The sequence below is a fragment of the Shewanella oneidensis MR-1 genome, from assembly GCF_000146165.2.
In the GTDB taxonomy this organism is placed as follows: domain Bacteria; phylum Pseudomonadota; class Gammaproteobacteria; order Enterobacterales; family Shewanellaceae; genus Shewanella; species Shewanella oneidensis.
Genome location: NC_004347.2, coordinates 865,473 through 890,170 on the forward strand (window position 1 = coordinate 865,473; position 24,698 = coordinate 890,170).

Sequence of the window (24,698 nt, forward strand, 5' to 3'; positions counted from 1 at the left end):
ATTCACCATTCACCATTCACCATTCACCATTCACCATTCACGCTTTCTGTTTGCTCAATTCCAGCAAGGCATTTGCCGCGGGAGTTAACGGTAAGTTCTGTCGCCAAATCAGGGCTAAATCCCAAGTCAAGGCCGGTTGCATAGGTCTAAAGACAAGTTTGCTGTTGCTGAGTTTTTGGCAAATAGGTTCGGGTAATATGGCTAGTCCCATATCGGCTTCAACCATGGTTGCAAGAAAATCCCATTGACCACTGCGAAAGGCGATATTTAATTGCACGCCAGCCTTACGGCTCAGACGATTTATCAGCTTGGCGAGCGAGAAGTCCTCGTTATAGAGAATAAACGGGTAAGGTTCAAAATCCTGCCAACTGAGGTATGACTTAGCGGCAAGCGGATGAGCTTCAGGCAAGCAAGCTAAGAGGGGATACTTGGTTAGCGGCTGGTTAATCAGTTCTGTCTCATGGGTTGTGGGCAGTGCGGTAAAGGCGATATCTAAGCTGTTATTCAACAGCGCCTGCTCACAGCCGAAACCGCCGTATTCATACATTTGCAGTTCAACCCCTGGATAACGCTTACGATAGCTCGTCAGTAATCCTATGATTAAGCTGCTCATCATAGGGCATACGCCCAGCCTAAGCCGCCCCGATTTTAGGCCGCTTAAGTTACTCATGTCCTCCTGCAATCTATGCCATTGACCAAGGATTTCCCGCGCACTGTGCTCAAATAGCTGCCCTGCTTGGGTTAACTCTACTTTTTGGTTATTGCGAATAAGCAGGGTTTCTCCCAGACTTTCTTCAAGTCTTTGGATGATCTTGCTGAGTGTTGGCTGGGTGATAAAGCATTTTTGGGCGGCACGGGTGAAGTTTTCCGTTTCTACTAGGGTTAAAAAACATTGCAAGGTCTTGATTGGGATGTTCATGCTTATATGGAATCTATTGTATGGCGTTAATTCATTTTACTGATGATGGCCTAAGTATTACTTTGAGCTTGTTAACAGAACAGGAGATTTATCAATGAAGTCAACGTCAAGTTTATGGGTAGGTGCTTTGTGGCAAGCAGCTATGCCTGAAACAAAGAATGTGCAAACAGCTCAAGCAGTGCAAAAAAGAGTAACGGCTCCGGCGGGTGGTTTGCATAAAGCAAAACAACAAGTAAACCCAGCCTAGGCTGGTTTTTTACTTTTCGATTCTTCCGTATTTTATCTATAGTCCCGTCCGCTTATCTTTCATTTCGTCTAACATATCTCCCCGAACTGAGTTTTTAAACGTCTATGTCTAATTCTGTTATGGATAGTAAAAAGCCACTGGGTAGCAGTGGCTTTTGCGTGCAGGGAAGTGTGGTTTATTGAGTTGAGAATTTATTTTCGACTAAAGGCGCTTTGTTTTCAGCCTGTGCAACGTGGCACTGAGTGCAGAAATAGTTATGGCCGTTGAGCGTGCCCTTATCGTCGATAACATGGGATTTTGCTACTGGTGTGGCTTTCATCCGCGCAGCTTTATCCCAACTATGGCAAGTTAAACAGCCATTTTTATCGAGGGTGATTTTGTAATCATCCTTATGGGGGATAAGCGGTGGTTGGTCGGTAAAGCTGCGTTCCAACGCTTTACCGCGAGCAGGATAGACAGGCATGGCATCGGCGGGACGAATATCCGTCACCGCGCTATCACCCGCGAGGGATTTGATATTGACAGGTGTTGCTTGAGTCTCTGCTTGTTGGCCTGAGCAGCCGCCGATGGCTAATACAATCGCGGCTAAGGTGAGTATTTTTTTCATTGGTCATTCTCCGCCTTGGGGGCAATGTGTTGACGAATTGGTGAAGAGCTAGATGGCGACTGACTATTGGTCGAGCCACCTGTACTTAGTTGAGTCTGAGTGCCAGTAAAACGGGTTCGATAGCGGAAAACGCGCTGAGCACAAACATCGATACAGCGGCCACATTGGGTGCAGTCAGGGCTCGAAATCACTGGGCTTTGCCCTTTTAACGCGGGCTTTAATACTTGGCGTTCGGGGCAAACAGCAAAACAATCCATGCAGTTATCACAGGCGCTAGCTTTGCTGGCGACGATCTTAATGGGGCTCCATTTGCCAACTAAGCCAAATAAGGCTCCCGTTGGGCAAAGGTGACCACACCAAGCGCGCTCGGCGATAAATAGATCCAGCAAAAATATTGCCGCTAAGATCCATAAACCACTGAGACTGCCAAATAGCACGGCGCGATAGACTAAGGGCACGGGGTTGACCCATTCCCAAATCAAGCTGCCCGTGAGCAGGGGTAATAACAGCACGAGTGCCAGCAGGTAGTAACGTAAATTGCGCGGTAACTCGCTGGTGCGAGGAAGTTTGAGTTTACGTCTGAGCCAGCTTGCGGTATCGGTGACCAGATTGACAGGGCACACCCAACTGCAAAACACTCGGCCACCGGCGAGGGCATAAAACGCTGTCACTAGGCCCGCACCGATTAATAGACTGAGTTCTGGGGTATGTCCTGCTAACAGCAATTGCAAGCTCACCAGGGGATCGGCAAAGGGAATGGTATCGAGCAGTAAACTGGCCGATAAATTACCTTTAAATAGCCAAATCCCCAGTAGCGGTCCCAGTGCAAATAAGCCTAAAAGACTTAGTTGCACAGTACGGCGTAGCAGCAAATATTTATGCGCGCCAAACCAACCGAGTTCAGCAATCGCGGCGGCATGCTCGTTCTGCGTGCGGGCTTTGGCTTTTGAGTTCATTGTCTTATGACTTATAGACTTGTTACTCATAGACTCATTGCTCATAACGTCAGCCCCTTATTCAACATCTCTAAGGTGGTTTCCTCAGTGTTGAGATAAGTGTCATGCTCTGCGGATTTACCTAACGCCAGAGCGGTCGGTAAGACTTTAATCGCGGCGGTATCGAGCACGCAGGCGTGCTCGCATTTGCCACAACCCGTGCAGGTATCGCTGTTGACTGTGGGTAAAAACATGGCGTGATGATCGCTATGCTGATTGCGCTGGCGCTCTAAGGTGATGGCATTATCGATTAACGGACAAACCCGATAACAGACATCGCAGCGTAATCCTTTAAAGTTCAGGCAATTTTTCTCATCGATCAGTACCGCAATCCCCATTTTAGCATCGCTAATGTGCTCAAGTTGAGGATCAAGCGCACCCGATGGGCAGGCTTTTATGCAGGGAATATCCTCACACATTTCGCAGGGAATGTGTCTTGCGGTAAAGAATGGCGTGCCAGTGGCGGCGCCATCGAACCAACGTGCCAGTGTTAGCGTGTCGTAAGGGCAAGCCTCCACACACAAACCGCAGCGCACGCAGGCCGAGAGAAAATCGCTCTCCTCAAGGGCGCCCGGTGGTCTGCAAGCTTGAGGAGCGAGCTGGCCTTGGCTTTTTGCCGTAGCCGTTAAGCCTAATCCCACGAGTCCCATCACACAGCCAGCCTTTGCCGTCGTGGCCAAAAACTGGCGACGGTTGACTTGCTTGGCTGTGAATGCACTCTTAACTTGCTGACTCACCTTAGACTCCTTAATTGCTATTAATTGACGCCATCGCTATCAAATGAAGGCTTAGGCCTTCATCACTTTTACGGGGCACTTCTTAAAGTCAGTTTCTTTTGACAGTGGATCGGTTGCATCCAAAATCAACTTGTTGACTAACTGACGCGCATCGAAGAAGGGCATAAACACCACACCGCGTGGCGGTTTGTTACGGCCTTTGGTTTCGACGCGGGTTTTGATCTCGCCACGGGGAGAGGCGACAAGTACTTCATCACCCCGTTGCAGACCTCGGGCCTTAGCGTCTTCTGGATGCATAAAGATTTGCGCATCGGGATAAGCGCGATAAAGCTCTGGCACGCGGGCGGTCATTGAACCGGTATGCCAATGTTCGAGCACACGGCCTGTGGACATCCACAGATCGTATTCTGAGTTTGGTTCTTCCGCTGCAGGCTCGTAAGGCAGGGCGAAAATCACCGCTTTACCATCGGGTTTGCCATAGAAGTTGTAACCTTCACCCGCTTTAACATAAGGATCGCTACCTTCAACGAAGCGGCGCAGGGTTTCTTTATCATTCACCACTGGCCAGCGTAGGCCACGGGTTTCGTGGTAACGGTCAAACTCGGCCAAGTCATGGCCATGGCCGCGACCGAAGGCGGCGTATTCTTCGAAAATGCCTTTCTGTACATAGAAGCTAAAGTGTTCACTTTCATCGTTTAAGTCGCCCTTACAATCGGTAGTCGGGAACTTGTTGATGACGCCGTTGGCAAACAGTACTTCATAAAGCGTCTTGTCAGCGTATTCAGGCTTTTTAGCGATAAGCTCAGCAGGCCAGACTTCAGCCACCTTAAAGCGTTTTGAAAACTCGACTAATTGCCACAGATCTGACTTAGCACCTTCAGGCGCTTTGACTTGTTGATGCCACATATGGGTGCGGCGCTCGGCGTTACCGTAGGCGCCTTCTTTCTCGACCCACATGGCGGTTGGCAGAATAAGGTCTGCTGCCATGGCTGTGACGGTTGGGTAAGGATCGGATACCACAATAAAGTTTTCAGGATTACGGAATCCTGGGTACATTTCTTCGTTGATATTTGGGCCTGCTTGCATGTTATTGGTACACATAGTCCAGTAACAGTTTAGCTTACCGTCTTTGAGCATCCGGCTTTGCAGCACGGCATGGTAGCCGGGTTTTGGTGGAATCGTGCCTTCAGGCACTTGCCACATTTTTTCGGTAATCGCGCGATGCTTATCGTTATCTACCACCATATCAGCAGGTAAGCGGTGGGCGAAGGTGCCGACTTCACGGGCGGTACCACAGGCTGAAGGTTGGCCTGTCAGTGAGAATGGGCTGTTACCTGGCGTTGCGATTTTGCCCGTCAGTAAGTGAATGTTGTAGAGCATGTTGTTTGCCCATACACCACGAACGTGTTGGTTAATCCCCATGGTCCATAGGCTCATGACTTTCGCCTTAGGATCGGCATAGGCTTTGGCTAGCGTTTCTAATTTTTCAGGTTCCACACCACTCATTTTCGCCGCGTATTCCAGCGTATATGTGCTGACGAACTTAGCGTACTCGTCAAAGCTGATAGGTGTTGATTTACCATTACCAGGGTTTTTGGCCTTCTTCTCTAACGGATGATCTGGACGCAGACCATAACCGATATCATCCACACCGAGGGCAAACTTAGTATGTTTAGTCACAAAGTCAGTATTGACCGCTTTGTTTTGAATGATGTAGTTAGCGATATAGTTGAGGATCACCAGATCGGATTGCGGATGGAAAACCATCGGGTTATCCGCGAGATCGAAGCTACGGTTCTCGAAGGTGGATAGCACATGCACGCGACAGTCTTTACTGCTTAAACGGCGATCAGATAAACGTGCCCACAGGATCGGGTGCATCTCGGCCATATTGGCGCCCCAGAGCACAAAGTGATCGGCGGCTTCTAAGTCGTCGTAACAGCCCATCGGTTCATCAATACCGAAGGTACGCATAAAACCAACGACCGCAGAGGCCATACAGTGGCGGGCGTTAGGGTCGATGTTGTTGGTTAAGAATCCGGCTTTATGTAGTTTAGATGCAGCGTAACCTTCCCAAATAGTCCACTGGCCAGAACCGAACATACCGACTGAGGTTGGGCCCTTAGTGGCGATGCTGTGTTTCCACTTAGCGGCCATAGTATCGAAGGCGACATCCCAGCTCACGGGGGTAAATTCACCTTCTTTGTGATATTTGCCGTCTTTCATCCGCAGCAATGGTGTGGTTAATCTGTCCTTGCCGTACATGATTTTCGACAGGAAGTAACCTTTAATACAGTTTAACCCACGGTTAACAGGGCTTTCTGGATCGCCTTTGGTGGCAACTACTTTACCCGCTTTGGTACCGACTAATACGCTACAACCCACACCGCAAAAACGGCAGGGGGCTTTATCCCACTTGATATTATCTGACTCGGCGGCTTCAACCATTTTCACGGGAAGCGTCACGCCAACGGCCGTCGCAGCGGCAACCGCTGCGTTAGCCTTGAGAAACTCGCGGCGGCTAATGCTCATAGTGTTTCCTCACTCATTTTTTCTAACAGTTCTTGTTCTAGGGGCTCGACTTGGTGGTAAATCAAACTGGCGGATAACACGCCGGACAGGGCATTGATGGCTTCAACATTATCGAGAATGGCCTTTTGGCTATCTCCTTCGAGGGTAATAACCAATTTACCTTCGGGGGAAATGGCGTGGATATCGCAGCCCTTTAAGGCGGTTATATCGGCCTCTACCTGTTGTAAGGCATTGGGCGCGGCATGTACCACGAGGCTGGTAACATGGTATTCCTGACTCATAGCGGTGATCCTTATCTGGAGATGCATTCAGTTGCGTTTGATAAATTTTAGTACAACTAAATGTGGATACCTGCGAGTCTAGACCTGATTAAAAATGTGGGTATACCTCACAAGAGGTATTGAAGGGGATAGTCGATCGGGATCAAAGTTTTACGCGTGATCTAACTCTCAGTTTGAAATTTAAACAATCGCTATCCCTTTGGAGAGGGAGGAATGGGGCAAGATTGATGGCTGGGGAGAGGTTTATACCAATCACATTAAATATCTAATCAGTTCAGAGCCTCACAGGCATTTCAATCCCAGGCGCATTGACGCAGAAATGGTCATACCCTTTTAAGTCAATGCAACACCGGAGTGGGATGCCTGTGTGGCTCCCAAAGGGCGGGTTTCAACGCGCTTTATACTGCGTTTAAGGCTTTCGACAGAGCACCACTATGCCTTCAAGCCTTCGCCTTGTCTAAAGCGCGTTGAATTCCCGCTGAATGAACAGATATTTAATACGATTGGTATTATAAATATTGCCACTGTTTTAATAGAACCACGGCCGGCAGTGCATGGTCTTCACCTAAGTCGGCTGAGCCTAACGCATTGTCATAATGGATTTTTCCATTACCAGTTGCTGTGATGGCTTTGCCTCTAACGGAACCGAATATTTCTGGGCCACCCTGGAGGTTTACCTTAGATTTGGGCGCGTAGAGCGCGGCATAAATTGGCACATTACCGCTGACGGTGACATCTTTATCTGAACCGGAAAAAATTGACACTGGTGGTTTATGGGTGTCGGTCAGTGTTTGGGCTTTTATGTTATTGCCGTTGTTGGCTCCTGCAGTGAAGGATATTTCACCGTTAACAAATAATAAAGTAAGGCTAGAACCTGGGGCAACATTGAGTTGATTCGAGCCACTCATTTTAAAGTCACCATTAACGATTAGGGTAACGTCGCCACCGCTAATATTCAGTACTCCATCGGCGCTCATGACTAAACTATCGAGATTAAACACGGGGGTTTCAGTGCCAAAAATCGTTTCTGCGGTCGGTGTTAGGCTGGGGAAATAATCCCCTTTCCAGCTAAGTTCCGTCTTGCTTGACCCTGTCGGCGTAATAGTGACATTGGCATTGGAATCTATCCTGCGCGCGCCATTATTAGGCATTTTAAACCCACCCATTACTGCGCTGATATCTAATGGATCGCAGGATTTGGTTGGTACTGGAGGCAAATTGGGGCGAGTGTTGACTAGGTTGCCAATCTGGCTGTTTTGATGGAAGTTCCCTTCGCCACCATATTGCAGTGTGCCATTGATCTGGGCGCTAGGTGCCGTTGAGGCATTATTGTTGGCTTTTACCGATCCTTCGACCTTGCCGCTGTTGGCTAACTTGAAGTTATTGCCCGCCGCGATATTGCCACTGACGGTTCCTGTACCGAGCGTGACATCGTTATTTGCTTGAATACTGCCACTGAGGCTCGATGATCCTGAGAGGGTGACGCTGCCCGTGGCGCTAACATCGCCATAAATGGGTGCGTTACCCGTGAGCGTGATATTGGCATTGGGCTCTATGGTGGTCACATTGCCTTTGCCATGTTGATTCCGTTGGCTACCACCCTGTCCGTTACTGATGCTATCGCCGTAGGCGCCTTTACGGGAATCGTAACCATCGATACTACTACTGCCGGTTAAATTTAAACTCTCGCAGGAAACAATTGCGTCATTAAAGATGGTATTGCCCTTGCTGGCCTGCAGGGTGAATTGCGCATTGAGCTTAGCTTGGCCTTCTAAATGCTGACCACGACTATCGAGGCTGAGTTCGGCTCCGGTTATTTTTCCGTTGTCGAGGGCATAGCTACTGCCTTCGAGGCTACCATTAGCGTTAGTTGGGAGCTGATCATAAAGCGTCTGCAAGCTTTGATTGGGTGTTTGTTTGAGCTGGTTTTTGAGCTGATTGTAGCTCTCATGCATGCCCTGTTCTGCTAACAGCTGTGCATTGATCTGTTTTTGAAAATTACCACTCAGCCGCTCTTGAACGAGATTATCCCTAAGTGACGTCACGACCAACAAGCTAGCTAACAAGCTGAAGACTAAGACAATGAGTAATACGGCGCCGTGTTCCTTATTGCCGATAGCGGGTCTTAGCTTATCCATATGTGCTTCCTTGCGTTATTGGATTTGTTGGCGGTTGAGCGCTTGCTGCCAAACGCTTTTGCGCAGTGCGATATCGAGCTTTATACCTTGGCCAAATTGTGCCGGAAGCTTCTCCGGTTTGAGTTGTACCGTGAGCAACTCGCCATTTAGCGTAAAGTGGGTTGATTCAAGCCCCGTTAATAAAATTTGGGCGCTATCACCGTCGTCACAGCTCAGATTTGGGGCTGAAAAACGATAGGTTTCGTTGTAATCACTGGTTTTGTTTGTGCCTAAACAACTTAAACTGGGTTGTGTGGGTGATGCTACAACCACAAGGACCAACTCGTTCGCGCTGAGCGATGCAATATGGGATGAGCGTTTGACACTCTTGCTAAGCGTGAGAGTTGCATATCTTAGCGCATCAGCCGCATCTTCTAGGCGTTTGCTTTCTTCTACAGTCGCCTTGAGCGGGGCAAAAAAATTGACTACAGCGAGCATAATGATCAGCCCCAACACCATCGCTATCATCAGCTCTGATAAGCTAAAACCCGCCTGTTGTTGCTTATTGAAAGGCGACATTGCTAAGCCTGACACAAGTGTGGAAAGCTAGCATTAAGGCTGACGCTGTTTTGATTTTCAATGCGCCCATCCTGCCAAGTGACTGTGATAGGCATAGTATCCTGATAAGTGTTAGGTAATATCGGATTAAAACCGCTTGGCATACCTTGGCTGAGGCTGGCCCTAAAATTGACATCCTCAAAGCGCGCGGGCTGGCGCTGAATGTCGCAGATCCTTGGCCAGATCCGTTCTATCACATTCTGAGCTTGTATCGTTGCAACGGTATAATAGAAGCTATTGGTGGCATGTTGTAGTGAAGATAATTGTGCCTTGCCGAGCGCCAGTAAAGATGTGACGGAAACCACTAACGAAACTAGCACTTCAGTCATGGTAAAGCCCTGTTGTTTAATGCGATATTCCATTACGCGCATGCTTCCTCCTGTAAAAAACTTTGGCCGCTTGGCAATATGCACAAATTGAGCTTTTCCCCTTGGGTATTTTCGAGGCTTATCTGCGTCTTCGTGGTATTGCCTGTGGCGTTGATATCGAGGGTATTAAAGCCGTCGATGCTGATGCCACGACTCGATGGGCTAAATACTTTGAGTTCCTCCTGATTACTGATGATCAGCCAACGTCCATCTTGTTTGGCTTCTAACGTGACGGCCTGATTACGTTTGATGGCTTCGCCACGGGCAAATTTGTAGCTGGAAATTAATTCATTTGCTGTGGAGATGAGACTTTCTTTGGCAATCAGATCCCGATAGGAAGGCAGTGCTAGGCTGGCTAAGATGCCGATAATGGCAATTACGACCATCAATTCAACCAAAGTGAACCCTTCAATAGATGGCCGTGGCATGTTAATGGCTCCAACAATTTGTGGCGGGGACGCGCACGCCCTTGTGGTCGAGGCTTAAGGTGCCACAGGGATCTGACTGACGGTTTGTCGGTACGGCTTTAAGGCTAAAACCGAATTTATCTGCTGTGGGCGTATAGCTGAAACTGTAATAGGGACTGTTAGCTAAACTCTGCGAAGCGGGATACAGGCCGTTGCGGGAATAATGGCGTTCTAACGCTTGAGCACTGGTGACTAAATATTGCTGCGCATCGAAGCGTCTGCCTTGCTTTAAGTACTCATTGAACGAAGGGATCGCAATTGCGGCGAGAATGCCAATAATGGCAACGGCGATCATCAGTTCAATCAGGGTAAACCCTTTTTGTAAAGTGTTCATTTACACCTCCCTGTGTTATTGAACTGAATAGAATTGTCCGTAATCTATGTTGTTGTTTTAACATTTTTGACAACGTTGTCATGTTAATTTATTGCGATTTTAATCCAATTGCAATAACTGAGTGATAATTCGCCAGCATTTGCAATCGATAGTATGAGAATGGTGAGTGTTAAGTCGCTGAATTTGAGGGGAAGATCACATTAAAACCCAGTCTAATTTATGGATATTAATACCCCGTCAGTTCCATATAACCCATGCCGGTGTGACTACCGCTAAGTTTAATCGGACCTTCCCAATAGGAGGTGGATAACGCCATGGCGCTATTGGGATTTAACGGTGAGATGCGGATATCGATTTGCTCACTCGGGATTTGGACTTGCCAGCTTACGGGGTATTTGCCGGTGCGGGTGGTTTGCCATCCAAGCGGCGTCATTTTTATTCCATCTGGCGTGTCTCGGGAGTTGATATTGCGGCCTGTGCCATCGGCAAACATTCGTCTGGCGCTGTAAAAGGCTGATGGAGTTTGAGTCTTATCGGTGGATTGCTCCCTTAACTGAAAGAGCATTAGCGCCGAACCATCATTGAGGCGAAGGGCAAACCAATCCCAACCCTGCTGGCTTTTGGTTAAAAATTGTGAGCTCCATTCTCTGTCAAGCCAACCTTGGCCTGTGACTTTCTCGACCCGATTTTCGGCTTGACCATTGATGTTGATATGGCGGGTGATCTGGCCAGTAATGGTGATAAAAGGTTGACTGTAATAGTAGGAGGCGACGTTACCCTCGCGGTTTTTAATGCTATAGCCATTATCGCCTTGATATTGCAGCGGTGCTTGGCTGGTCAGCGTTAGCTCGTAACTAAAGTCTGCGGTCTCAACCCTTAAGATTGCCGGAAATAACGCGTTCGACTCACTCTGCAATTGCCAGTTATCGAGATGAATTTGATAGGGATTGGCATTGACGCCGGCAAGCTTTGGATGACCGCGAGACCATTTCTCATGGGCCAGATGTGCCGCGCTAGAGGTCAGTGCGCTATGGGCAAAATAGAGTTGTTCAGTTGCCCAAGCGGACTTAAGGGTAGTCGGTTGCGCATTTTGCGATTCTGTATATTGAGGTTTTAGTGCCACCCTAAATTGGGTCCATTGCGCGCCAAGTTGCTCACCTTTTTCGGTGGTTAAGTTAGCAGTGAGATACCACCATTCTTGCCGAAAGCCGTTGTGGGCAAGATGATCTTGGGGAAAGTGAAACTGATGCTCAGGTGTCACCTTTGCAAAGGCTTGTTGCGTTGAGGTTGTTTCGCCTTCTTTTGTTTGCCCTAGCAAAGCCCCCATGGATTTGGATTCTGAAACGCTCGCGGGCGCATTATCGCAGCCGCTAATCATAAAAAGGAGTAATCCACCGATGATGAGTTGACTGATTAAGCGTGCGTTTGTACGGCACTTAAGCAAGCTCATTGCGAATAAACCATTCACTTTCAATTGGGTAATGGTATATGGACGACTGTTCATAGGGTTTCCTGCTGCAAACTGGCGATTAGCGGTCTGCGGGTTTGCCAGTAAAGCGGTAAGAGCACGGCTAAGGTACAAGTCACTAGTGCGATAAGGATGGCTTTGGTATAAGCAAACCAGTCCCAGATCATTGGGATGGTCCAACCAAAGGCTTGCAGGGTGATTTTATCGATTAATAAATACCCCAGCAGAGCGCCCGTAGGCATCGCAATCAGGCAAGTGATTACCACAACCAGTAGCATTTGGCTAAATACCATAGTACGAAGTTTACTGCGACTCACCCCTAGGGAATAAAGCCGTGCCAGTGGCGCTTGCCGTGCTTGAGTTAACATTAAGCAGGCGCTAAATAGCCCAATGGCGGCCACCAGCAAGGTTAAACTATTGAGCACTAACGTGATTGAAAAAGTGCGTTTAAACATAGCAATGGCTTGGGCCTTTATGTTGGCTTGGCTATAAATTTGCGCCTGAGCCAACTCCAGCTCTGTGGCGAGCTGCATTTGCAGTTCATCCAGTTCGGCTTCACTGCGCTTGCCGTTCGTGGGTATTGGTTGAGTTAGCACCGATGAGGATGATTTATTAGCTTGTCCCAGAGGATAAAAACTGGCCGCAAGGCTAATGGGTAACAGTGGCAGTTGTGCCTGTTGCCACAGTTGATGGCTAATAATGAGCTCATTGCGGGTATTACCATGATCGTAATAAATACCTGCGATAACCACTTGGTTATTGGTGGTTTTATCGAGCACGTTTAAAGTGACTTTATCGCCCAGCATCAACTGATACTTAATCGCCATTGGTTCACTCACCAAGACAAATTGTCCGCCAAAATAGCGTTGCCATAGGTCAGGTAAACTGTCCTTGAGTGTACTTGTGTACTTGATTGACTCATCATCACGGCTGATAAGATTCACGGGGATCGTTTGAGGCGTTGGGCCTTGGATCGATATCTCTGCATCGACTTGCCATTGTTGATATAGGCCGCTGACACGAGGATCTTGGCTTAATTTATCTCGTACATCAGCCATACGGTTAGCACTGGGGCGCAGGTATAAATCGGCATGTAAGCGGGTTTCTAACCAACTTCTTAGGGTTTGCTCAAAGCTGCCCACTAGGGTATTCATCGCCACATTTGCGCTTAATGCCAGCAAAATGGCCATCATCGCAAGGGAAAGTGGCGCGATAAGCTCGCGGGTTTCGGCGAGCAAATAGTGCTTAAGCCCAGGGCGAGTGAAGGGGAGCAGTAAGCTTACTCCCCAATGCAATACTTGGGGCAACAGCAGAGGAATCGCGACCGTCACTATGCCTAGTAATATCAAACTGGTGTTGTAACTTTGGCTGAAGGGAAACAGTATCGCCGCGAGTACGAGTAACCCACAGGCTAAGATAAATTGCCGCTGGTGGGTTTGGTTGTGGGCCTTAGTTTGTTGATAACGGTTAGCGCCTTGGGCAAGGGATTGGCGCGTAAGATCAAAATATAAGGGCAAGCAAGCGGCAAGCGCTGCCACTAAGGTGAGCGCGATCGCCTGTGCTAACCAATGCCATTGCCAAATGCCCGGCAGCAAGTGGGCACCGTAGAGCTGTTCTAACGTCATGGCAACCATAGGTTGTAACCAATGGCTGAGTTGTAAGCCTAAAATAAACCCAATGACCGATCCTAAGATAACCAAAAATAGTAATTCGGCGAGCAGGGCAAGCATCACGTCGAGTCGTTTTAGCCCCTGTTGCAGCAGTTGAATCAGCAAACGTTGGCGTTTCATCAGGCTGTAACGCACGCCGTTATAGGCAATAAATAGCCCAACCACAAAGGCTAACATGCTCATCGCATTGAGATTTAAATGAAAACTGCGGGTAAGCGCCATTAAGGCTTGCCCTTGATCCTGCTGACTGTAGTTGGCGAGATCTGGGGTGATACCTAAGGTGTCGAGCCGTTGTTTTAACGCGGCTAGCTTATCCCTATCGCTAAATAGGGCGATATAACTGAGTTTGCCCTGCATCCCAAGTAAGTTTTGGGCGAGGGAAATATCGGTCAAGATGGCGCTGCCAAGTCCCCAACTATCATCGACACGGATCACTTTTAGGGTAGATGGGGCTATGGATTGGGCTAGGCTGAGCTGGCCATTGGGGGCGATTTTACTGGCCAGACTGTCACTCATCACCACCACAGGCTCACCGCTCATTAGGGCTGCAAGGGGCAGATCTCCCATGGAGACAGCAGAATTAGCCGTTGCCTTGCTATTTGAGGATGGTGAAGTGTTTTTTGAGGTTAATGTGGCGGTCAATGCCGCGACAATATCGCTGCCTTCAATTTGCCAATACTGGCCGTTTTGGCCAGCAACTCTGCCACTGACTACCGCAAGACTTTGGCTAATCCCAGCCTGTCTTAAACTGAAATACACCGATTCATCGAGATTATCTTGGCCAACGGGTGAGGTCAGCAGTACATCGGCCCGCTGACTTAATAGCTCTGTGGCTTCACTATAGCTACGAATCGCATTATCGTTGGTGGCTTTTACCCCGATGAGCAGCGTCACGGCGAGGGCGATTCCGAGTAAAATCGCCCCAGCCTGCAATGGCGCGTGGCGATAATGGGCGAAAAATACCTTGAGTACCCAAGTAATACGCAGCCATTGTCCATTCTTGCTTAAGTGGTGGTATGGATTGGCTTTATGTCCTAGCAGTGCGTTATTCATCATGCTAGCCAGAGATGGACACTGCGGCGTGGGACAGATGCCAGCGTTTGTTCATAAAGGCGGCGCACTCTTCGCTGTGGGTGACCATCAAAATGCTGGTTTGGCTCTCTTTGGCAAGTTCGCATAGTAGTGACATCACCTGTTTACCAGATTCGTCATCTAAGTTACCTGTGGGTTCGTCGGCCAGCAGTAAACTCGGATTGTGGGCTAATGCCCTGGCTATCGCGACCCGCTGTTGTTGTCCGCCGGAAAGTGCTTCAACCTGCCGATTTAACAATGCCGCTAACCCGAGCTTTTCCACCAAGTAATCGCACCAAGGATTCCAGCTATCACCGTTAAGGTACAGAGAAAAGCCGATATTATTTTTAACATTTAGCGGTGTCAGTAAATTAAATTGCTGGAATACTACGCCTAAATGGGTACGCCTAAACTCACTCCATTGCCTATCTTGCCACTTGGTGGTGGATTGATGATTCAGCACTATCTGGCCACTGTCTACGGTTTCAAAGCCCGCAATCAGATTCAGTAAAGTGCTTTTACCGCTGCCACTTGGGCCGGTGAGTGCGATAGTCTCCCCTTGATGCAAAGTTAAATCGACCGCTTGCAGCACAGTGTGGCGCTGCTCGCCGTCGCGAAAACTTTTACTCACTTGGATAAGCTTGGCGACTTCTGACATTTATCCTTCCACTCTGGCGATATCTAATCTAGGCGACCGACTAAAGATAAAACATTTTATCTTCTGATAGATACTGCTATTTGGTGCTTAAGGTTCACTTTGCATGGATTCAGACTTAGGTTTTATATTGTTTAAATTTTCTGTAATTGTGGTTTTGGACACGCATTCTGTGAGCAAATGGGCTTGAGCTATTGTGGTGTTTGTTGCATGCTGTGTGCCCTGTTAAGCGATAGCTGGCTATCGTTTTAACAATCCGTTCGGATGAAGGTAGCAGGAGAGTGGGGAATTAACCCCACACCGACGAGGCAACTTTGTTGTTGGAAGCATTCCATAAACAAAGCACTCTTTCAGGTGCCGCAAGGCGTGGACTGTTACTGGACGAGCCTCTGGAGAGACTACCGATTGCATTAACTTGCAATAATAGGTGGCGCCGAAGGCGAAAGTGTCGCTGTGTTGTTAAGCGACGCGAAACGCTCAGGCAAAAGGACAGAGGAGAGGATGACTGCACAGTCTCTGTCGTTTGTCTTTGTGGGCTATTTTCCTGCCGTTATTGGCTGGGGAGATGGTATTTCTTTAGGCTGACAGCGTTGTGTCACAGCCATTTCTTTTCCTCCTCCCTTATTAATTTAAGTTGTTTAATAATTGAGGAATATCATGAATTTTCAAGCCTTGCTCAGCAGCCTAAATGGTATTGTCTGGGGTCCTATCACACTTTGTTTGTTAGTTGGCACAGGGGTTTATCTCACTACGCGACTAAAGCTTATCCAAGTTTTTCGTCTGCCAATGGCGCTTAGCCTATTGTTTAAACCCGCTAAGGGGCATGGGGATCTATCTTCCTTTGCCGCGCTTTGTACTGCATTGTCTGCCACCATAGGTACGGGCAACATTGTTGGGGTCGCAACGGCGATTAAGATGGGCGGTCCTGGCGCCTTATTTTGGATGTGGCTTGCCGCCTTCTTTGGTATGGCGACCAAGTATGCCGAGTGTATGTTGGCGGTAAAATACCGCACCACGGATGCGCGTGGACAGATTGCCGGTGGCCCGATGTATTACATCGAGCGTGGCCTCGGTTTGCGTTGGATGGCGAAGTTATTTGCGCTGTTTGGCGTGGGAGTAGCGTTTTTCGGTATTGGGACTTTTGCCCAAGTGAATGCGATAAGTGATGCCTTAACCATTGCTTTTGATGTACCAACATGGACGACTGCCCTAGTGCTAACCCTGCTGGTGGCGGCTGTGACCTTAGGTGGGGTTAAGCGTATTTCTAATGTGGCGCAAAAGTTAGTACCGGCGATGTCAATTGGTTATGTGTTGGCCTGTGTGTGGATTTTATTGGGGTTTGCCGAAGCGATTTTACCTGCGTTGCAATTAGTGGTGGAGTCGGCCTTTACGCCTGTGTCTGCGGCGGGGGGATTTTTGGGGGCGACCGTGGCGCAAGCGATTCAAATGGGGATTGCCCGCGGGGTCTTCTCGAATGAGTCTGGCTTAGGCAGCGCCCCCATTGCTGCCGCGGCAGCTAAAACTAATGAACCCGTCGAGCAGGGCTTGGTGAGCATGACGGGGACCTTTTTTGACACCATTATCATCTGCACTATGACGGGGCTAGTGCTCATCATCACTGGCGTATGGAGCGGTGACACCGCAGGTGCGGCAATGACCAGTGCGGCGTTTAGCTTAGGTGGCTCCGCGGCCATCGGCCAGTATTTAGTCACGATCGCCTTAGTCTGCTTTGCGTTTACGACGATTTTAGGCTGGCACTACTATGGGGAGCGTTGCTGGTACTATTTAGTGGGCGAGCGAGGGTTGCGTGCCTATCAAATCGTGTTTTTAGGCCTGATTGCTGGTGGAGCATTTATTAAGCTCGATGTCATTTGGTTACTGGCCGACACGGTGAATGGCTTAATGGCTATACCGAACTTAATTGCAATTATTGGATTGCGGCACATCATTATTGCTGAAACGCAAAGCTATTTTGTTCGAACATTCACAAACAGTACACTAAACCCTATTTATTAACGTTTTTAAAACAATATATTAGTTGACACTGTTTTAACTTTAAGATTGTCGCCACCGAGTTCTTCGTTTACTTTATAAGAGCACCCCAAATTAGGGGGGTTAAAACGGGGACTTTGAGGCGAAGCCATGGATAAAAGTAAACTTCGTACTTTCCGCAGCAAGATCCTATCCCATATAGCGCTGCCATTGATTTTAATCATGGCTACCGTTTATGGGATTACTTCTTGGTTTAATTACCTTTCTATTGAGAAACGGCTTTATGAGAATCTGGCTCAAGAGTCTTCTCATTCTGCCTCTCGTTTACAATTTTTGCTCGAACATGCTCAGGCGAACACTCAAGGGCTTTCTGATTTTATTGGCTTGTTAGCCGATAAGGATGATATTAACAATCCTGAAAAACTGAAAACGGTGCTAACAAATCGCATCCAACGTAACCCTGATTTTTTTGGCTCAGCCATTGCGTTTAAACCCAATACCTTTCCCAATAAAAAACTTTTTTCTCCCTATGTATACCGAAGTGGGAGCGGTTTTAATTACTTAGATATTGGCGCTGATGGGTATGACTACACCGATGGTAATTGGGATTGGTGGTCAAAAGCCATTAACCAAGTGGGGGGCTACTGGTCTAAAGCCTATTTCGACGAGGGCGCAGGTAATGTGTTAATGATCACTTATGCTGTGCCCTTTGGCGTTCAGCCGGATTATTTTGGGGTCACAACTGTCGATTTAGCCTTAGATAGATTACCTGAGCAATTGGGTATTGCACCTAGTCGATTAGTGGTATTGGATGACCAAGGCAGGCTTATCTTCCATAGTGATAAAGAAAAGGTCTTGGCAGCATCTTCTTCTGGATGGTTGGATAAACAGAACATCAAGAATATTGCCTTTGCAACCCTATTAAATGATGGACAGGCTGGGCAAGCTAGTTTTGTTGATGATAAAGGTACTGTTTATCTTGCCAGCGTTGCAGAGGTGGCGAAGCTAAAATGGCGTGTAGTTGTGATGGTGCCGAAGCACGAGTTGTTTGCTTCTCTGCTGGACGATATCGCCTCTGCAATCCTCAACTTAAGCTTGTTAACCTTACTGCTATTACTGACCTGTTATATCGCGGCTAAACGTTTAACCCGTCCACTCGAAGCGCTCGAATCCGGTATTTTGGCCTTCGGTCAAGGTAAGGCCCAAGAGTTAACCATCCCTAAAGGCGCCGTCAGCGAGATTGTGACCTTAAGCGAAACCTTTAACCAAATGGCAGCGCTGCTTGCTGAACGTGAACAAGCGATTTTAGATTCCCGCGGTAACCGCTTCGCTCGCCTAATTGATGGCATGAGTGATAAGTCCTTCTACTGTTCGCTTGACCCAGATGGGCAACTTGCACAGGTGAGTGAAGGGGTTACAAAAGTATTGGGAATACCGCCTGAATTACTTAAGCGCAAATATCAAAGGCTGTTTTCGGCTAACCCCCTTAACGAGAAAAACTGGGAATATACCGATCTCGCGCTCAAAGGGCAGAATGTGCCTCCCCACCAAATTGAGTTAGTGGATGCCAAAGGGCAAGCGAGGAGGCTGGATGTTTTTATGCAGCCTTTAGTGTCAGACACTGGCGAATTAATGTCGGTGGAAATGCTATTTACCGATGTGACTGAACAGTTTTCTGCTGCCGCTTGGTCTAACGCTGTGCTTGAGGCCGCGCCTGAAGCCATGTTGATTGTTGATCAGAATGGTCAAATAGTCTTTAGTAATAGCCGCTGCCAACAGCTCTTTGGTTATGATGCGAAAGCCATGTTGGCGTTGCAAATTGAAACCTTGCTACCTGAAGAATTAAGGCATCTACATACGGGGGAAAGGCTAGACTTTCTGCGTGAAGGGCGTGATAGGCCAATGGCAAGTGCGCGCCATGTGCGCGCACTTAAATCTGATGGCGGTGAATTCGTTGCCGAAATTGCCTTGAGCATTTTACCGAGTGATTTTGATGGTCGTCGCCAAGTGGCTGCTTCGATTCGTGATATGACCCAAAAAATAATGGTTGAACAAAAGATCCGTGATAGTGAATTACGTTTTCGAGGTCTTGTCACCAATATTCCTGGTGCGGTATACCGTACTCGCATTGGCGAGGTGTGGGTCATTGAATATGTTAGCGACAACATTGCGGAGATCACTGGCTATGCGGCCAGCCAGTTTATTGAAAATCGTCAACGGACGTTTACTTCACTGATATTGGAAGATGATCGCGCACTGTGCAACCAGCATATCGAAAGAGCACTGGCACAGCAGGAAACCTTTGAAGTCGAATATCGTATCCGTCATCGCGATGGCAGTATTCGCTGGGTGCACGAAAAGGGTAAGGCTAGTTATTCTGAAGAAGGGTTACCTTTGTGGTTCGATGGCAGTATTGACGACGTTACTGAAAGTAAATTAGCCATTGATGAGATTGAAGCCTCAAGACAGCAATTAACCAATATCACTGAATCCATCCCTTGTACTGTGTATCAGTTGCGTTGGGTTTCACCAACTGATCGCAGCTTTACCTTCCTATCGGGCGCCGCATTGGCAATGCTTGGGTTACACCGTGAAGAGCTGTTGCGTGACTTTAATATTATTGCTGAGCGGATTTTTGATGAAGAGCGTCCTGAAGTCATAAGCGCACTCGCGGGCAAGAGCGATGATCAATTGCGATGGATCCGCGAGTTTCGTTATCGCCATCCTAATGGTGGTATTCGGTGGATGGAAGCGGGTGCCAGTGGGCATTATGCCGATGACGGATCCATCATCTGGAACGGCTATGTGATGGATGTGACTGAGCGAAAATCAATTGAAGAAGAGCTTGCAGTAAGTGAAGCCCACTTCAAGGCGCTATTTGATGGTGCAACCATTGGTATCGTCAATGTCGATATTAAGGGACTTATCCTCGATTGTAATTACCAATTCTGTGAAGATATGGGACTTAGCCGCGATGAATTACGGAGCACGCCTATCTTTGACGTGTTGAGTGCGCAGGATAAAGACGTTGCAAAAGCACAATTTAAGGAGCTTGTTGAAGGCAAAATTGATCATTACCGAGGCGAGAGAAGTTTTGTTCGCCCCTCTGGTGAGCCTTTATGGATGACGGTTAACGTTTCAACCTTGTTGGACAGCCAGAACCAGTTTGAATCAGCAGTGGTGAGTATGGTCGATATGACTGAATTAAAACTGCTTTCAGATGAATTGCTTGTCGCTAAAGACGAGGCAGATGCAGCCAGTAAAGCCAAGGGCGACTTCCTCGCGAATATGTCCCATGAAATTCGTACGCCGATGAATGCCATTATTGGTATGTCGCAGCTTTGTTTACAAACGCAACTCGATAAGAAGCAGAAAAATTATCTCGAAAAAATTGAGCGTGCGTCTCAATCTTTACTGTCAATTATTAATGATATTCTTGATTTTTCTAAGATTGAAGCGGGCAAGCTTGATATCGAAAATGTGTCTTTCCAACTCGACACTATGCTTGAAGACTTAAGCGATATGTTCTCCGAAAGGGCGGCGCAAAAGCAGATCGAATTGTTGTTTGCTGTTGCGCCCAATGTTCCTCGCCATTTATTAGGGGATCCGCTGCGATTGGGGCAAGTGCTGATTAACCTGATGAATAACGCGATCAAATTTACCGAGCGTGGGGAGGTGCTACTGTCTCTGAGCTTGGTCGAGCAGCAAAACGATGACGTCGTGTTACGTTTTAGTGTGCGGGATAGTGGTATTGGGCTAACTCAAGAGCAACAATCCAAACTGTTTAAGTCCTTTACTCAAGCCGACACTTCTACCACCCGTAAATATGGTGGCACAGGGCTTGGACTTGCCATTTCTAAACAATTGGTCGAATTAATGGGCGGCAGCATTGGCGTCGAAAGCCAACTCGGTCATGGCAGTACTTTCTTTTTCACCGTTAAATTATGCATCTCCAGTGGTCAAAAACTTTTTGTAGGACAAGAGCTTGATGGTATGTCCATATTGGTTGCCGATGATAATGCCACCGCAAGGGACATTATGCGCACCACGTTGGAGAGTATGGGCTTTAACGTAGATACAGTGCGTTCTGGCGACGAGGCAATTATGCGTTGTAGCCAGCAAGAATATGCTGTGGCATTGATTGACTGGAAAATGCCGAATCTTGACGGGATTGAAACTGCAAAACAAATTAAGCAACAAACAAAAAATGCCCCGCGGATCTTGATGGTTTCAGCCCATGCCAATCAAGATTTCTTAACTCAAATTGAGCAACTCGGCTTGGCAGGCTATATCAGCAAACCTATCAGTGCATCGAGATTACTTGACGGCATTATGAATGCCCTTGGTCGCTCAGGGATTCTTCCCGTTAGGCGCCATCAAGACAATATTGCGCCTGAGTTATTATTGCCCCTTAAAGGTAAGCGTATTCTGTTAGTCGAAGATAACGAAATGAACCTTGAGGTGGCTACTGAGTTTTTAGAGCAAGTGGGGATTATTTTATCCATTGCGACCAACGGTCAAATTGCGTTGGATAAATTAGCTCAGCAGAGTTTTGATTTGGTGTTGATGGATTGCCAAATGCCTGTGATGGATGGGTATCAGGCGACGAAAGCAATTAGACAAAGGCCCGAGTTGGCGCAATTGCCCGTGATAGCTATGACCGCCAATGCTATGGCGGGCGATAAGGAAATGTGTTTAAGAGCTGGGATGAATGATCACATTGCCAAGCCAATTGAGGTCAACTTACTGTATCAAACCCTATTGAAATATTTAGGCGCCCCAGTACCGTCTCTGGAGAATGCAGAGTTTGTTGTCAATGAATCACTTAACCCGCTTAATCTTGATGTGGAGTCAGTGGTTAAATGGCCTGAGCACCCAGAGCTTGATATCGATAGAGGCTTACAGTTAGTGCAAAACTCGAAGCGTCTCTACCAACGGATCTTTGATCGTTTTGCAACCAGTCAACGTAACGTTGTTGATCAGATCAACAAGGCACTTGCCAGCAATAAGCGTGAAGATGCGGTGCGGATGGCGCATACCCTTAAGGGGCTGGCGGGCAATCTCAGTTCTTCAAAGCTTGCGGAGTTGGCGCGGCAACTGGAGCTCCATTTAAGTGAAAATGCTGACTACCAAGTGGAGTTAGACCAAATCCAAATTTTAGTCGCATCAATATGTGAAGCGATAGAAAAGGCCAAACCTCAGTTTGAGGAAACAAGTACGTCAACGGCAGAGCATTTACCGAAAGATGCCTTGATTGCTGCCTTAAAGCAATTACGCCAAAGCTTAGAAGATGCTGATTCAGATGCAGTAACGCAAATGGATGCACTTAAACCCCAAATGAGTGCTCTGTTATGGCAGCAGCTTAGCCCTGCGCTAACGATGATTAACCAATATCAATTCGATGAAGCCGTCGATTTGATTGATGAAGTGCTTGCTAAGTTAACGTAGAAGCGGTCAATCAAGCGCTGTATTGACTATTGATAAAGCCACAGGAAAGGTGAACGTGTTGATGGATAAGGCAACAATATTAGTCGTCGATGATACACCCGAAAATATCGATATTTTGGTGGGCATACTCGGTGAGGACTATAAAGTCAAAGTAGCGATTGATGGCCCCAGAGCATTAGCTCTTGTGACCAAAACACTGCCTGATTTAATTTTGCTCGATGTCATGATGCCCGGAATGAATGGTTATGAAGTGTGCAAGCTCCTTAAGCAAGAGCCATTAACTTGCCATATTCCGGTGATTTTTGTGACGGCCTTATCAGAGGTTGCCGATGAAGCACAGGGCTTTGCGTTGGGCGCCGTCGATTACATTACAAAACCCGTCAGTGCGCCAGTCGTCAAGGCTCGAGTGAAAACGCACTTAGCGTTATACGATCAAAAGCGCCTTCTGGAACAGCAAGTTAAAGAGCGTACCCAAGAACTTGAAGAAACCCGCTTCGAAATTATTCGTCGCCTTGGTCGCGCCGCCGAGTATAAAGATAATGAGACAGGCTTGCATGTAGTGCGCATGAGCCATTATGCCCGGCTTTTAGCGATTAAATTAGGTTTGCCCAGCACTTTTTGTGAGTTGCTGTATAACGCTTCGCCTATGCATGACATTGGTAAAATCGGCACGCCCGATGCTGTACTTAAAAAACCGGGGAAGCTGGATGCTGAGGAATGGAAAATCATGCAGCAGCATGCTGTAATCGGCGCAGAAATTATCGGCGAACATGGTGATCCGCTGCTACAAATGGCGCGGCGAATTGCATTAACGCACCACGAAAAATGGGATGGGACAGGTTATCCCAATGGTTTATCAGAGGAAAATATTCCCATTGAAGGGCGGATTGTGGCGATTGCTGATGTGTTTGATGCGCTGACTTCACAGCGTCCCTATAAGCAGCCTTGGACCATTGAAGCGACGATGGAACTACTCGAAAACCAAGCTGGGCAGCATTTCGACCCTAAGCTGGTGGAGGAGTTTAAGCAAATCCTACCTGAGGTGATTGCGATTCGAAACACTTACTTCGAGCATTAATATCAAAAGGCGCCTCAGGCGCCTTTTGATTCAACGGGATTTTTTGTTTTAGCGCGAGTGAGCGCCATTCTAAGCTATTAAGCTTCAAGCACTTACGCCGCTAACAACTAAGCTTCATCGAGAGAGTAGGGCAAAGGTTGAACCGTCAAACTGGATTGCTCATCTTCAGTAAAACGCAGCTTGGCATCGTTCTCTGTATCGTTTGCCAATACCGCTGTCAGCAATACTTGATTACCGCGTTGCACGAATTCAATGATTTGTCCCCCTTTGCGATAACCGTCTTCCAGCGCAATTTCAAGGCTAGTTTCTAGATTAATCGTTAACGAGGTTGTGCCATGGAGGATATAAAGTGCACGCTTGTTTCCGCCACGGTACTTCATCCTTGCCACGGTTTCTTGCCCCATGTAACAGCCTTTATTAAAGCTAATGCCGTTGATAGCCTGTAGGTTACACATCTGCGGTACGTACTGATTAGCATGGCTTGGCGCTAGGTTGGGGTAGCCCGCAGCGATTTCTAATGCTTGCCAAGCGCTGGCATCAAATACGGTGTGCTCGGCAATGAGGGCACTTGCGGCTTGTGGTTGTAGAACCAAAATAAATCGATCCGCATCTTTTAAAATTGCGCCATGCTCGGTGAGAGTCAGTTCCTGAGCGACTTCACCAAAGTGTTGGGTGACGAATTGGTTAGCCTGCTCACCCGCCACGCCGAGTAAACACCATTCCTCCGATGCATTACTTAGGGTAGCCTTGCTAAATACCGCATATTTTTGCAGTTGCGGCAGATCCACTTCGATGGTGTCCTTTGGCATCAGCAGCAAGAGTGCATCTTTAATCGTAAAGGTTCTAAAGCTAGCCAGCATCTTACCTTTAGGATCACAATGTGCTCCCCAGCGCCATTGGTTGGTTTCAAGTGAGCTAATATCTGCGGTCACTTGGCCATGGATAAAACTCCGGCCCTGTTCGCCGGCCACTTTGATTAGGCCTAGGTGGGATAAGTTAGCGAGCATAAGTGGAGGCATAGAGGCGTCCAGATCCCAATTGGGTGTCGAAACTGCAATAGTCATGGCGAGATCCTGAAAATGAAGGCGATGCAA

19 protein-coding genes, 1 pseudogene and 1 riboswitch are annotated in these 24,698 nt (G+C 47.7%); of the genes and pseudogenes, 5 read left to right on the forward strand and 15 right to left on the reverse strand.

All coding sequences use genetic code 11. The features are described 5' to 3' along the window. Positions 1-37: 37 nt before the first annotated feature. Complete coding sequence (locus tag SO_RS03955) at positions 38-919, reverse strand: LysR family transcriptional regulator (RefSeq protein WP_011071133.1); 882 nt, start codon at positions 917-919, stop codon at positions 38-40. A 94-nt stretch (positions 920-1,013) separates the two neighbouring features. Here SO_RS03955 and SO_RS22965 point away from each other — a divergent pair, with 94 nt between their 5' ends. Beyond that, entirely contained in the window at positions 1,014-1,166 is a 153-nt protein-coding gene (locus tag SO_RS22965; protein ID WP_011071134.1) for a hypothetical protein, read from the forward strand. Between the two features lie 175 nt (positions 1,167-1,341). On the opposite strand, the gene napB is transcribed toward SO_RS22965, so the two are convergent. The 5 genes from napB to SO_RS03980 are packed head-to-tail and all read right to left on the reverse strand — an operon-like array spanning position 1,342 to position 6,318. After that, positions 1,342-1,773: a nitrate reductase cytochrome c-type subunit NapB gene (gene napB, locus SO_RS03960; protein WP_011071135.1), complete on the reverse strand. Its 432-nt coding sequence runs from the start codon at positions 1,771-1,773 to the stop codon at positions 1,342-1,344. Then, a complete protein-coding gene (gene napH, locus SO_RS03965; RefSeq protein WP_164925622.1) occupies positions 1,770-2,759 on the reverse strand; it encodes a quinol dehydrogenase ferredoxin subunit NapH in 990 nt (329 codons plus the stop codon). The genes napB and napH overlap by 4 nt, the downstream gene beginning before the upstream one ends. An 11-nt stretch (positions 2,760-2,770) precedes the next feature. After that, positions 2,771-3,505 (reverse strand): ferredoxin-type protein NapG, encoded by a 735-nt coding sequence (gene napG, locus SO_RS03970; RefSeq protein WP_011071137.1) that lies wholly within the window; start codon positions 3,503-3,505, stop codon positions 2,771-2,773. A gap of 51 nt (positions 3,506-3,556) precedes the next feature. Next, positions 3,557-6,037, reverse strand: coding sequence for a nitrate reductase catalytic subunit NapA (napA, locus tag SO_RS03975; RefSeq protein WP_011071138.1), 2,481 nt, complete (start codon positions 6,035-6,037; stop codon positions 3,557-3,559). Continuing rightward, entirely contained in the window at positions 6,034-6,318 is a 285-nt protein-coding gene (locus SO_RS03980; protein WP_011071139.1) for a chaperone NapD, read from the reverse strand. The genes napA and SO_RS03980 overlap by 4 nt, the downstream gene beginning before the upstream one ends. A 367-nt stretch (positions 6,319-6,685) precedes the next feature. Here SO_RS03980 and SO_RS23445 point away from each other — a divergent pair, with 367 nt between their 5' ends. Then, entirely contained in the window at positions 6,686-6,943 is a 258-nt protein-coding gene (locus SO_RS23445) for a hypothetical protein (RefSeq protein WP_319626447.1), read from the forward strand. Here the strand turns inward: SO_RS23445 and SO_RS03985 are convergent. The 8 genes and pseudogenes from SO_RS03985 to SO_RS04020 form a co-directional block, all read right to left on the reverse strand. Next, entirely contained in the window at positions 6,828-8,456 is a 1,629-nt protein-coding gene (locus SO_RS03985; RefSeq protein WP_011071140.1) for a DUF7305 domain-containing protein, read from the reverse strand. The two genes, SO_RS23445 and SO_RS03985, sit on opposite strands and share 116 nt — an antisense overlap. Positions 8,457-8,471: 15 nt before the next feature. After that, the gene (locus SO_RS03990) at positions 8,472-9,014 is read right to left on the reverse strand and encodes a PilW family protein (RefSeq protein WP_011071141.1); all 543 of its coding nucleotides are present in this window, start codon (positions 9,012-9,014) and stop codon (positions 8,472-8,474) included. A gap of 2 nt (positions 9,015-9,016) precedes the next feature. Further along, a complete protein-coding gene (locus tag SO_RS03995; RefSeq protein ID WP_011071142.1) occupies positions 9,017-9,415 on the reverse strand; it encodes a prepilin-type N-terminal cleavage/methylation domain-containing protein in 399 nt (132 codons plus the stop codon). Continuing rightward, positions 9,415-9,849 carry a GspH/FimT family pseudopilin gene (locus SO_RS04000; protein WP_011071143.1) on the reverse strand — a complete coding sequence of 145 codons (435 nt, stop codon included), beginning with the start codon at positions 9,847-9,849 and terminating at the stop codon, positions 9,415-9,417. The genes SO_RS03995 and SO_RS04000 overlap by 1 nt, the downstream gene beginning before the upstream one ends. Position 9,850: 1 nt before the next feature. Further along, positions 9,851-10,222: a type IV pilin protein gene (locus SO_RS04005; protein WP_011071144.1), complete on the reverse strand. Its 372-nt coding sequence runs from the start codon at positions 10,220-10,222 to the stop codon at positions 9,851-9,853. 226 nt (positions 10,223-10,448) lie between these two features. Next, complete coding sequence (locus tag SO_RS04010) at positions 10,449-11,600, reverse strand: lipocalin-like domain-containing protein (protein ID WP_405130456.1); 1,152 nt, start codon at positions 11,598-11,600, stop codon at positions 10,449-10,451. 122 nt (positions 11,601-11,722) lie between these two features. After that, positions 11,723-14,416 (reverse strand): ABC transporter permease, encoded by a 2,694-nt coding sequence (locus SO_RS04015; RefSeq protein ID WP_011071146.1) that lies wholly within the window; start codon positions 14,414-14,416, stop codon positions 11,723-11,725. A gap of 151 nt (positions 14,417-14,567) precedes the next feature. Next, positions 14,568-15,089, reverse strand: a pseudogene (locus SO_RS04020) (ABC transporter ATP-binding protein); the annotation flags it as partial. A 376-nt stretch (positions 15,090-15,465) separates the two neighbouring features. Further along, positions 15,466-15,589, forward strand: a riboswitch (glycine riboswitch). Between the two features lie 154 nt (positions 15,590-15,743). Here SO_RS04020 and SO_RS04025 point away from each other — a divergent pair. The 3 genes from SO_RS04025 to SO_RS04035 all read left to right on the forward strand — a co-directional run bounded on the left by SO_RS04025 (position 15,744) and on the right by SO_RS04035 (position 23,604). Continuing rightward, positions 15,744-17,102 carry an alanine/glycine:cation symporter family protein gene (locus SO_RS04025; RefSeq protein WP_011071148.1) on the forward strand — a complete coding sequence of 453 codons (1,359 nt, stop codon included), beginning with the start codon at positions 15,744-15,746 and terminating at the stop codon, positions 17,100-17,102. 126 nt (positions 17,103-17,228) lie between these two features. Further along, positions 17,229-22,526 carry a PAS domain S-box protein gene (locus tag SO_RS04030; RefSeq protein WP_011071149.1) on the forward strand — a complete coding sequence of 1,766 codons (5,298 nt, stop codon included), beginning with the start codon at positions 17,229-17,231 and terminating at the stop codon, positions 22,524-22,526. A gap of 61 nt (positions 22,527-22,587) precedes the next feature. Then, the gene (locus SO_RS04035) at positions 22,588-23,604 is read left to right on the forward strand and encodes a response regulator (protein WP_011071150.1); all 1,017 of its coding nucleotides are present in this window, start codon (positions 22,588-22,590) and stop codon (positions 23,602-23,604) included. Positions 23,605-23,711: 107 nt separating this feature from the next. Here the strand turns inward: SO_RS04035 and ygfZ are convergent, their stop codons facing one another. Next, entirely contained in the window at positions 23,712-24,668 is a 957-nt protein-coding gene (gene ygfZ / locus SO_RS04040; RefSeq protein ID WP_011071151.1) for a tRNA-modifying protein YgfZ, read from the reverse strand. Between the last annotated feature and the right edge of the window lie 30 nt (positions 24,669-24,698).